A 10842-nucleotide genomic window follows, 5' to 3' on the forward strand; every position below is an offset into this window, starting at 1 on the left:
GCCAAGGCCGTGGTCATCGGCGCCCCCTGGGCCAGCCACCTGATCGTCACCGCCCGCACCGGCGGCGCCCAGCGCGACGCCCAGGGCGTCTCGGTGTTCATCGTCGACAAGTCGGCCAAGGGCGTCACCACCCGTGACTACCCGACCGTCGACGGCTTCCGCGCCTCGGAAGTGACCTTCGAGAACGTCTCCCTGCCGGCCGAGGCCCTGATCGGCTCGGAAGGCGCAGGCCTGCCGCTGGTGGAGAAGGTGATCGACGAGGCCATCGCCGCCACCTGCGCCGAGGCCTGCGGCGTCCTGCGTCGGTTGCACGAGGGCACCTTGGAATACACCAAGCAGCGCAAGCAGTTCGGCCAGCCGATCAGCCAGTTCCAGGTGCTGCAGCACCGGATGGTCGACATGTTCATCCAGCTCGAGCAGTCGATCTCGATGACCTACATGGCCAATATCAAGCTCGCCGACACCGACATCGAACGCGCCAAGGGCGTCTCGGCGGCCAAGGTGCAGATCGGCAAGGCCTGCAAGTTCGTCGGCCAGAACGCCATCCAACTGCACGGCGGCATGGGCATGACCGACGAGATGGCCATCGGCCACTATTTCAAGCGCGCCACCATGATCGAGGGCGCCTTCGGCTCCATCGACCACCATCTGGCCCGCTACGAAGCCCTGAGCCTCGGCAAGGCGGCGTAGAAACTAAAAAAACCAATCATCCCCGCGAAAGCGGGGACCCAGGTTTTTTTCGTTCTTCCGGCGCTGACACAAACAAAAACGCCTGGGTCCCCGCTTTCGCGGGGATGAACGGCGTGGTGAAAAAATCCGCGCGCGATGTCGCAGCGGCGGGGTCCCGTTCGTCCTTAGAGCGTGAAGGCCCCGCCGCCTCGCGCTCGTCGATCGACCGGTCTCCCCATCGGTCTCATGGCCCGCTCCCCCGGACCCCTGGCGCCCCCACGCCGGCGACGTCTAGGATGCGAGGCGGCGGGAGGCGGGGTCATGGGCAAGGACGCTCAGGTCGAGGCGAGGTTTGCGGACGGCCCCGACAGCGGCCGCCTCCAATACGAGCCGCCCAGGCTCCTGTTCCGGGGCGCCCAGCGCCGCCTCTACCAGGGCGACGACCTCAAGGGCGTGCGCGCCGAGGCCGGTGATCTGGTCCTGGCCGACGGGTCGCGCTTTTCGCTGGGTGAGAAGGCCGCGGCGAACTGGGCGCAGGCGATGCTCAATCCCAAGGGGCGGCTCGATAAGCTGGGCGTGAAGCCCGGGATGCGCGTCGCCGTCCTGAACGTCGCCGACGACGTCCTGGCCGGCGAACTGGCCGAGCGCGGCGCGGAATCGGTCGAAACCCTCTCCGGCCTCGACATCCTGTTCTACGCCGCCGACAGCGCCGACGAGCTGGCCCGTCTGGGCGCCCTGGTCCCGGCCCTGGCCGACAGGGGCGCGATCTGGGTGGTCTCGCGCAAGGGCAAGGCCGCGGCGATCAAGGACATCGAGGTCATGGCCGCGGCCAAGGCGGTGGGCCTGGTCGACAACAAGGTGGTCGGCTTCTCCGAGACCCTGACGGCGCTGCGGTTCACCCGGCGGCGGACATGAGCCGGTGGCGCTCGGCGGCCATCTCGGCGCGGAAGCTCTCCTTCGACCACAGGCGGTAGTCGCCGTCCGCATAGGCCTGGCCGTTGCGCCAGTAGAGGAAGGCGTTCATCGCGTTGGCGACGGCGTTGTCGCGGGTCTTGGCCACTGCGCCCGGCGAGCCCATGACGATGGAGTGGGGCGGGATCACCGTCCCTTCCTTCAGGAAGCTGCCGCCGGCGACGATGGAGCCGGCCCCGATCACGCAGCCGTCCATGATTGTCGCCCCGATGCCGATCAGGCAGTCGGCGCCGATGTCGCAGTCGTGCAGGGTGACATGGTGGGTGATCGAGCAGTTGGCCCCGATCAGGGTCGGCGTGCCGGCGCCCACATGGATCATCACGAAGTCCTGGACATTGACCCTGGGCCCGATGACCACCCGCTGGCTCTCGGCCCGGACCACCACATTGCACCAGATCGAGGCCTCAGCCCCGATCTCCACCTCGCCGAAGATGCGCGCCGATGGGTCGATATAGGCCGCCCCCAGGTCGCGGACGTCGGGGCCGAGGAAGGGGGTGGCGGTCATGGGCGAGGTCTCCAGCATGTCGAACTCACCGTCGCGGACTTCCCAAGCGTCAAACAAGCCGCGTCACGACATGTCGCGTACGGCCGCATACGACGGCCGCGCGATGCAGCGGGCGAGCCAGGCCGCCAGGGCCGATAGGCCTTCGGCCGCCGCGTCCAGCCTCTGCCAACCGATCAGGCCGTTCTCGTTGGGCTGGCTCAGCGTGGTGGCGACATTGACGTCGACGATGGTGAAGGCCTCACCCAGCAGCCAGTTTCGGCCTTCCAGCGCCCGGTCGAGGATGGCGAGCGCGGCGATCAGCCCCTGGCGGTCGGAGGCGATCAGCGCCTCGTCGCCGCCGCGCCGGGCGCGGTTCCAGTCGGCGCGGTCGACCTCGGTCTGGCTCCAGAAGCTCCACTGGTAGGTCGCGGCCCGGTCGGCCGGGTGCGTGGGCCATAGCGGGCCGCCGGCCTTCTCGGCCAGATAGAGGTTGATCGCCATCGACTCCCAGACGATCAGCCCGTCGTCGTCCAGCACCGGCACGTGGCTGTTGGGATTGATCGCGTCCAGGGTGGCGCGATGGTCGGCGTGGGCGCGCGGGTTGAGCGGCGAATGCCAGTAGTCCAGGCCAAGCTCCTCCAGCGCCACCAGCGAACGGGCGGCCCGCGACTTCGACGATCCGTAGAGGGTGATCATGGGACGCCTTTTGCTTCGGAAACCCAACCTGGACCAAGTCGCGGGCTTGCCAAAGCGCTGCGAACCGAGCCTAAGGCACAGCCATGGCGCTTCGCGACTTCGCCCTGTTGGTTCTGGTCTGCCTGGTCTGGGCGGCGAACAACATCGTCTCGAAGTTCGTGGTCTCGTACATGGACGTCCCGCCGCTGTTCTACGCTGCGGTGCGCTTCGCGGTGGTGGCGGTCGTGGTGTTCCCCTGGCTGCGGAATCCGCCGCGCCCCATCTGGCGGCTGCTGGTCGTGGCCCTGCTGATGGGCGGCGGCAATTTCGCCCTGATGTTCGTCGGCCTGAAGACCGCCACCCCCTCGGCGGTGGCCGTGGTCAGCCAGGTCATGGTGCCGATGACCACCTTCCTGTCCTTCATGCTGCTGGGCGAGCGCCTGACGCGACGCCGCCTGTTCGGCATCGGGCTCACCCTGGCGGGGGCGCTCACCGTCATGTGGGACCCGCATGGCTTCCGGATCGCGCCCGGCCTGCTGTTTGTCGTCGGCGCGTCCTTCCTGGGCTCGCTCGGCGCGGTGATGCTGAAGCAGATGGAGGGGCTGAAGCCCCTGCAGATGCAGGCCTGGGTGGGGCTCTCCTCGGTCATCCCGCTGACGGCGCTGTCGGCCTGGCTGGAGCCGGGCGCGGCGGCGACCGCCGTGGCCGCCGGCTGGCCGTTCCTGGCCGCGGTGCTGTTTTCGGGCCTGGTCGTCTCGGTGATCGGCCACACCCTCTATTACGGCCTGATCCAACGCTACGAGGCCAACCTCGTCTCGCCGTTGACCCTGATGACGCCGCTGGCCACCATCGGGCTTGGAGTCCTGATCACCCATGACCCCTTCGATGCGCGCATGGCCTTTGGGGCCGCCGTGGCCATCGCGGGCGTCCTCATCATCGCCCTGAGGCCCAACCAGATCATGCTGCTGCTGCTCGCCCTGCGGAACCGCGACAAGTGAAATTCATCGAGGCGGCCTCGCCCAACTTCAACGAGCGGTTGGTCCCGCCGGACCTGATCGTCCTGCACTACACCGGGATGCGCACCGGGCCCGAGGCCCTGGCGCGGCTGTGCGAGCCGCAGGCCAAGGTTTCGGCCCATTACCTGGTCGAAGAGGACGGCCGGGTGTTCCGCCTTGTGCCCGAGGCGCGGCGCGCCTGGCACGCCGGCCTCTCCTCGTGGAAGGGCGAGACCGACATCAACGGCCGCTCCATTGGGATCGAGATCGTCAATCCCGGCCATGAGTTCGGCTACCGGCCGTTCCCCGACGCGCAGATCGCCTCGGTGATCGAACTCCTGGCCGACATCCGCACCCGCTGGGACATCGAGGACGGCCGCATCGTCGGCCATTCCGATGTCGCCCCCGAGCGCAAGGAAGACCCGGGCGAGCTGTTCCCTTGGAAGCAGCTGGCCGAAGCCGGTCACGGCCTGTGGGTCGAGCCGGACGCCGCCCCCGGACAGGCGCTGGGCGAAGGCGAGGAGGGCGCCGGTGTCTTCGCCCTGCAGGCGGGGTTCACGCGGCTGGGCTATGACTGCGCGCCGTCGGGCCGGTTCGACGCCCACACCGCAACGGTGGTGCGCGCCTTCCAGCGTCACTGGCGCCAGGAAAAGGTCGACGGGATCGCCGATGGCATGACCCGCGCCCGGCTGATCGCCCTTCTGCGCGCCGCGGCCTGAACGTGGCGGCTCTCGACATACGGCCGGTGGAGGCGTCGCAGGCCGACGCCGTGCTGGCGCTCTACAAGGCCACCGCCGGGGCGCCCGGCGGTCTGGCGCGACGGCCCGACGAGATCGACCTGGCCTATGTGCGGGGCTTCCTGGCCAAGGCGTCGAAGGATGGCGTGACCCTGGGCGCCTGGGATGGGGGTCGGCTCTGCGGCGAGATCCACGCCTCGCGTATCGGGCCCGATCAGTTCGCCCACGTGCTGAGCGACCTCACTGTCGCCGTCGATCCCGCCTTTCAGGGCAAGGGCGTCGGCTCGGCCCTGTTCCGGGCCCTGTTCGAAACGGCGGCCCGACTCACCCCTCGCGTCGTGCGCATCGAACTGGCCGCCCGCGAGGGTAACGCCGCCGCCATCGCCCTCTATCAGCGCCTCGGCTTCGTGATCGACGGGCGCTTCGAGAAGCGGGTGCGCATGCCCGACGGCGCCTTCGAGGCCGACATCGCCATGGGCCTCATATTGCCCGACTGAATTGCCCCATACCGAACACTCAAAAATACTCAGAAAACAGGACATTTCTATGCAAAATCTATTCAATGTAGAGGGCAAGGTTGTCCTGGTCACCGGCGGCAGCCGCGGCATCGGCGAGATGATCGCCCGGGGCTTCGTCGAGAACGGCGCCAAGGTCTACATCTCGTCGCGCAAGGCCAATGTCTGCGACGGGCTGGCCGAGGAGCTGTCGAAGTACGGGACCTGCATCTCACTGCCCGCCGACCTTTCCGGCATGGCGGGTATCGTCGGCCTGGCCGCGGCGCTGGCCGAGCGTGAGCCCAAGCTCGACGTCCTGGTCAACAACGCCGGCGCCACCTGGGGCGCCCCGATCGACGAGTATCCGGAGGATGGCTGGGACAAGACCGTCGACCTCAATGTGAAGTCGATCTTTTTCCTGACCCAGAAGCTGCTGCCGCAACTGCGCGCCGCGGCCACTCACGAGAACCCTAGCCGGGTGATCAACATCGCCTCGGTCAACGGCATCGAGCCGCCGACGCTGGAGACCTACGCCTATTCCACCTCCAAGGCCGGCTGCATCATGCTGACCCGCCACCTGGCCAAGCGGCTGGCCCCCGAGCACATCCTGGTCAACGCCATCGCGCCGGGTCCCTTCCAGAGCCACATGATGGCCGCGACCCTGGCCCAGGCCGGCGACGCCATCGCCAAGGCCAATCCCCGCGGCCGGATCGGCACGCCGGAGGACATCGCCGGGGTGGCGATCTTCCTGAGCTCGCGGGCCAGCGCCTATACGACGGGAACCGTGGTGCCCTGCGACGGCGGCTCGGCGGAGTTCTAGGTCAGATCTGGCGCGCCCTGCCTTTCCAGTAGGGCGCGCGGACCTTGTTGCGCAGGATCTTGCCGGCGGCGCTGCGCGGCAGTTCCGGCACGAAGTCGATGGACCGCGGAACCTTGTACTTGGCGAGATTGGCGTTGGCGTAGTCCAGGATCGCCCGGGCGACCTCGGGGCTCGCCTGGCGGTCGGCCTTGAGCTGGATCACGGCACGGACTTCCTCGCCGCGCTCGTCGTGCGGGATCCCGACCGTGCAGCTGTCCTCGACGTCGGGATGCTTGATCAGCTCGTTGTCGATCTCCTGGGGGTAGATGTTCACCCCGCCGGCGATGATCGTCTCGGCGCTGCGGCCGGTGAGGAACAGGTAGTCGTCCTCGTCGAGGAACCCGATGTCGCCCAGGGTGAAGTAGCCGTCGCGACGGTTCGAGGCGGTCTTGCCCGGATCGTTGTAGTACTGAAACCCGCCGTCCGGCAGCTTCATGTAGATCGTGCCGGCGGTCCCCTGCGGGCAGTCGTTTCCGTCCTCGTCGAGGATGCGGGCGGCCTCGGGATAGGGCCGGCGGCCGACGGTTCCAGGCTTGGTCAGCCACTCCTCGGAGCCGACCAGGAAGCCCGCGCCGCCCTCGGACCCGGCATAGTACTCGTTCAGCACCGGCCCCACCCAGGCGATCATGGCGTGCTTCACCTCGGGCGGGCAGGGGGCCGCGCCGTGGGTGATGGCGCGCAAGGCCGAGAGGTCATATTTGGCGCGGACCTCGTCGGGGAGGGCCAGCATCCGCTGGAACATGATCGGCACAAGGTGGGTCCGCGTCACCCGACGCTCGGCCATGATCCGCAGCACGCCTTCCGTGTCCCACTTGTCGATGAAGACCAAGGGCACGCCGTTCATCAGCGGGCGGCGCACGTCACCCAGCAGCGGCGCGGCGTGATAGGCGGGCCCGGCGCACATGTGCAGGTCCGTCTCGCGGTCATAGATCGCGCTGAACTCCGGGATCGGCGCGTTCGGCTTGAACACCCCCTTGGGCCGACCCGTGGTGCCGGAGGTGTAGAGCATGGTGTGGCCGCGGCTGGGGTCGGGGATGTCGGACCCCTCGAGGGACGCCAGGGCCTGGTCATAGGGCGCGAAGCCCTCGATCGGACCGCCGATGGCGACCGTCAGCCTGAGCTCGGGGCATTGGTCGGCGGCCGCCTTGGCGGCGGTGACGCGGGCGTCGGCGAAAAGGGCCTTGGCCTGGCAGTCGGCAATCACATAGGCGATCTCGTCGGCAGTGAGGTGCCAGTTGACCGGGGTGATCCGCATGCCGGTGCGCATGGCGGCCGACAGCACCTCGACGAACTCCGCGCGGTTGGTGCAGAGCAGGGCCACCGCGTCGCCCGGCCCCAGGCCCGCGGCGCGCAGCAGGCGCACGATGCGGTTGGCGTTGGCGTTCAGCACCCCGAAGCTGCGCGTCGAACCGTCCGGATCGTAGACCGCCACCTTGTCGGGCGTGAGCTGCGCCCAGACCGCGTGCATCATGCCGACCTGGGCGGCCTCGGTGACCCCTCGGCCAAGGTCGAGCTCGGCGCCTGCTGCGTCCATCGGCTTCCTCCCATCGCGCGGCGGCCCTCTGCGGGGCCTGGGTCCAGGCTGGCCCAGAGCAGCATCCGGCGCAAGACTGTCGTTGGCAGAGCAGGGTGTTTGGCCATACGCTCCACCAGAAACGCGGCGGAGCCCGCTGCAGGGAGGATGCGATGACGCTTGTCGAACAGGGTCAGCATGCGGGGCCGTTCCGGATACCGCGCAACACCGCCCAGGAGATCAAGGGCTCGATCCACGACGACGCCACGGCGTCCAAACTCGGCTTCAAGGGCGGCACGGTGGCCGGCTCGATCCACATGGATCAGTTCGTCCCGGCCTTGCTCGATCTCCACGGCGAGGCATGGTTCGCCACCGGCGGCGTGTCGCTGATGTTCAAGCAGGCGACGGTGGACGGCGAGGCGGTGCGCGCGGTTGTCGCGCCCGGCGCCGACCGCGCGGCGCTCACCATGTTCAACGAGGCCGGCGCCCTGATCTGCGAGGGCACGGCCAACCTGGGCGACGACAGGGGCTCGGAACTGGCGCGGCGGCTGAAGGCCCAGGAGCCGCCGGCGGCCGGGGCCCTGCGCATCCTGGCGGCGCTGAAGGTCGGGGACGAGGCGGCCGATATTCCGCTGAGCGTGACGCCCGACGCCCTGGCCAAGCGCCTGGCGACCATCACCGAGATGCTGCCGGCCTATGGGCCCGACAGCCTGATCCTGCCGCCGTCCATGGCGGTGGTGTTGGCGCACGGCGCCCGAGCCTCCGTCGTGGGGAGCGCGGGCAAGGCCGTGGGTCTGTTCGGCGCCCTGGAGGTCCAGCACCTGGCTGGGCCGCTCAAGGCGGGCGTCGACTATCTGGGCCGCACAAGGGTCCATGCCCTGGCCGAGAGCCCCAGGACCGAGGCGGCCTGGTACGACGTGACCATCGCCGACAAGGGGTCCGGTCGGGAGATCGCGCGGGTGAAGTTCTTCCTGCGGTTCATGAAGGGCTCCTCGCCGCTCTGGACGGCATAGAGTCGCGCGCCGATCTGCCTTGGATCTGTGCGGAATCTGGCGGGGCGCCGCAAATTCCGCAGTTTCTGCGCAATCACCGCGCATCACGCTCCGGCTTTCGTCGAACACGTTTCGCGAACGGAGAATCTGCTCAAGCTGCGGCTGGCCGACTCGGCGTTTGATCGGGCGGCCGCGATCCCTGGGGAGGGGCCACTTGGCAGGCGCAGACACGGGGCTCGTTCCCGAGCGGATTCTTGAGCTCTCCGAACGCCTCTCGACGGTGGCCGGCGACAAGATCGGCGAAATCTCGGCCATCAACCGGCAGGCCAAGATGCTGGCCATCAACGCGCTGATCACCGCCGCGCGAGCCGGCGAGGCGGGCAAGGGCTTCGCCATCGTCGCCGAGGAGTTCAAGCGCATCGCCGCGGAGATCGACGAGGTCGCCGGCGCCATGGAGAGCCAGGTGCGCACCGACCTGGCCGAGCTGTCGGCGGTGGGGGCCGCGATCCTCTGCCACCTGCGCGGCCAGCGGCTGGCGGACCTGGCGCTGAACGCCATCGAGATCATCGACCGCAATCTCTATGAGCGGACCTGCGACGTGCGCTGGTGGGCGACGGACTCCGCGGTGGTCGCCTGCGTCGCCGAACCCTCGGAGGCCGCCAGCCGCTTCGCCAGCCAGCGGCTGAAGGTGATACTGGACGCCTACACGGTCTATCTCGACCTCTGGATCTGCGACGCCAAGGGCAAGGTGGTGGCCACCGGGCGTCCGGAACGCTTCCGCGCGGCGGTCGGCTTCAACGCGGCACACGAGCCTTGGTTCGAGCGGGCCGTGCGCACCCGGTCGGGGGACGAGTTCGTGGCCTGCGACGTGGAGCGGGCGGCGGCGCTGGAAAATGCGGCGGTCGCCACATATTCCACCGCGATCCGGCAGGGCGGCCGCGCGGACGGCGCCGTCATCGGCGTGCTGGGCATCCATTTCGACTGGCGCCCGCAGGCTCACGCGGTGGTGGATGGCGTGCGGCTGACCGAGGAGGAGCGGGGCCGCTCCCGGGTGCTGTTGCTGGATCGCGCCGGTCGGGTCCTGGCCTCGTCCGACCGCAAGGGCGAGTTGGAGGAGACGTTCCGCCTGCCGTCGGACGCCACGGACCTGGGCAGCTACGCCACCGAGGGAGTCACGGTCGGCTACGCGCTCACCCCAGGCTACGAGACCTATCGCGGCCTGGGCTGGTTCGGGTGCATCGCCCAGCGCGAGTCCGTGGTGGGGACGAGTAGCGCGCGGGGCCGCGCAGCTTGACCGCGGGACCGCGAGCCCTCACAGATCACCGCGATCAGACGGCCGGGCGGTCGCGGCGGCGCAAGCCGTCGAGGAAAGTCCGGGCTCCACAACGACATGGCGGCGGGTAACGCCCGCCGGGGGCGACCCCAGGGATAGCGCCACAGAGAGCAGACCGCCTCGGTCTCGACCGAGGTAAGGGTGAAAGGGTGGGGTAAGAGCCCACCGCGGACCTGGAGACAGGGACGGCATGGCAAGCCCCGCCAGGAGCAAGACCGAATAGGGACGCTGCGCCCATCTCGCATGGGCAGGACTGTCGTAGGTCCGAGGCGTCCGGGTAGGTCGCGAGAACCGTCCAGCAATGGGCGGTCCAGAGGAATGATCGCCGCGCCGGCTCGCCGGCGGCACAGAACCCGGCTTACAGGCCGTCTGATCCCCTCATCCGTCCACGGTATTGCGAAAACGCCGGTTATACTTAACGCGTTCGGTGTATGTTCTGTGAATTGTTTACGGTCGTTAACCATAAGTCGGTGCGACATCTTTGATTTTGCGCAAAATCGAGCTCTGGAGTCATTGTCTCCCAATTGATCCCATGTTAACCCAATCATCGTCCGCTGAGCTGTGGGGCGCGTTCCGGCGGGGGCCAGATCGCGCCACAATTCGAAGCGGGGAGGGGCGGCTCATCCGGAGCCGCCGGTGGGGGTCTTGGGCGGGATGTTTCTCTCGACATTCGAGAAACAATTGGACGCCAAGCGGCGCATCGTTGTGCCGCAGGAGTTCCGCGCCCTTGTCTCTGGCCCCTTCGACGGAATCATCTGCTTTCCCTCCATAGAAGCCGACTGCATCGAGGGAGGCGGGAAGGCCTTGTTCGATCGTTATCTGTCGCTGATCGAGGAGATGCCGTTCGGCGATCCGACCCGCTCGGCGCTGGAGTTCTCCGTCCTGGGCGGCCAGGCGAAGATGAGCTTCGACACCGCCGGCCGCATTACCCTGCCCGAGCAGCTCTGCGATATGTTCGGCCTGACCGACGACGTGGTCCTGGTCGGCCTGGGCGACCGGTTCCAGATATGGCAGCGGGAAGCCTTCCAGGCCCACCGCGCCGCCCAGCGCGAACTCGCCCGCGAGGGGCTGGCCCAACTGCGCGCCCAGCAGCGCGCCGCCAAGCTGGGAGTGGCCTAG

The 10842-nt window shown here is 68.5% G+C and carries 12 protein-coding genes and 1 other RNA gene; 10 read left to right on the plus strand and 3 right to left on the minus strand.

Annotated elements, in window-relative coordinates:
* A partial coding sequence (locus Q8Q77_RS01490) for an acyl-CoA dehydrogenase family protein (protein WP_305580455.1) occupies positions 1-690 on the plus strand: 690 nt, incomplete at its 5' end.
* A gap of 300 nt (positions 691-990) precedes the next feature.
* Complete coding sequence (locus tag Q8Q77_RS01495; RefSeq protein ID WP_305580457.1) at positions 991-1584, plus strand: DUF3052 domain-containing protein; 594 nt, start codon at positions 991-993, stop codon at positions 1582-1584.
* Here the strand turns inward: Q8Q77_RS01495 and Q8Q77_RS01500 are convergent.
* A complete protein-coding gene (locus tag Q8Q77_RS01500; protein WP_305580459.1) occupies positions 1565-2203 on the minus strand; it encodes a gamma carbonic anhydrase family protein in 639 nt (212 codons plus the stop codon). The two genes, Q8Q77_RS01495 and Q8Q77_RS01500, sit on opposite strands and share 20 nt — an antisense overlap.
* Positions 2204-2209: 6 nt before the next feature.
* Entirely contained in the window at positions 2210-2821 is a 612-nt protein-coding gene (locus Q8Q77_RS01505; RefSeq protein ID WP_305580461.1) for a glutathione S-transferase family protein, read from the minus strand.
* 83 nt (positions 2822-2904) lie between these two features.
* Between Q8Q77_RS01505 and Q8Q77_RS01510 the strand changes: the two genes are divergently transcribed.
* From Q8Q77_RS01510 to Q8Q77_RS01525, 4 genes are read left to right on the plus strand one after another with little or no spacing between them, the layout of a single operon-like run.
* Positions 2905-3798 carry a DMT family transporter gene (locus Q8Q77_RS01510; protein WP_305580463.1) on the plus strand — a complete coding sequence of 298 codons (894 nt, stop codon included), beginning with the start codon at positions 2905-2907 and terminating at the stop codon, positions 3796-3798.
* A complete protein-coding gene (locus Q8Q77_RS01515; protein ID WP_305580465.1) occupies positions 3795-4514 on the plus strand; it encodes an N-acetylmuramoyl-L-alanine amidase in 720 nt (239 codons plus the stop codon). The genes Q8Q77_RS01510 and Q8Q77_RS01515 overlap by 4 nt, the downstream gene beginning before the upstream one ends.
* 2 nt (positions 4515-4516) lie before the next feature.
* Positions 4517-5029, plus strand: a complete 513-nt coding sequence (locus Q8Q77_RS01520; RefSeq protein WP_305580467.1) for a GNAT family N-acetyltransferase — start codon at positions 4517-4519, stop codon at positions 5027-5029.
* Positions 5030-5078: 49 nt separating this feature from the next.
* A complete protein-coding gene (locus tag Q8Q77_RS01525; RefSeq protein WP_305580469.1) occupies positions 5079-5846 on the plus strand; it encodes an SDR family oxidoreductase in 768 nt (255 codons plus the stop codon).
* 1 nt (position 5847) lies between these two features.
* On the opposite strand, the gene Q8Q77_RS01530 is transcribed toward Q8Q77_RS01525, so the two are convergent.
* A complete protein-coding gene (locus Q8Q77_RS01530) occupies positions 5848-7419 on the minus strand; it encodes an AMP-binding protein (protein WP_305580471.1) in 1572 nt (523 codons plus the stop codon).
* A gap of 152 nt (positions 7420-7571) precedes the next feature.
* On the opposite strand from Q8Q77_RS01530, the gene Q8Q77_RS01535 reads away from it, so the two are divergent.
* The 4 genes from Q8Q77_RS01535 to Q8Q77_RS01550 all read left to right on the plus strand — a co-directional run bounded on the left by Q8Q77_RS01535 (position 7572) and on the right by Q8Q77_RS01550 (position 10842).
* Positions 7572-8411 (plus strand): hypothetical protein, encoded by an 840-nt coding sequence (locus Q8Q77_RS01535; protein WP_305580473.1) that lies wholly within the window; start codon positions 7572-7574, stop codon positions 8409-8411.
* Positions 8412-8604: 193 nt separating this feature from the next.
* A complete protein-coding gene (locus tag Q8Q77_RS01540; protein ID WP_305580475.1) occupies positions 8605-9684 on the plus strand; it encodes a methyl-accepting chemotaxis protein in 1080 nt (359 codons plus the stop codon).
* A 34-nt stretch (positions 9685-9718) separates the two neighbouring features.
* Positions 9719-10100, plus strand: an RNA gene (gene rnpB, locus Q8Q77_RS01545) — RNase P RNA component class A.
* A gap of 277 nt (positions 10101-10377) precedes the next feature.
* Positions 10378-10842 (plus strand): division/cell wall cluster transcriptional repressor MraZ, encoded by a 465-nt coding sequence (locus Q8Q77_RS01550; RefSeq protein WP_305580477.1) that lies wholly within the window; start codon positions 10378-10380, stop codon positions 10840-10842.

This window comes from Phenylobacterium sp. (genome assembly GCF_030698145.1).
Taxonomy (GTDB): Bacteria; Pseudomonadota; Alphaproteobacteria; order Caulobacterales; family Caulobacteraceae; genus Phenylobacterium.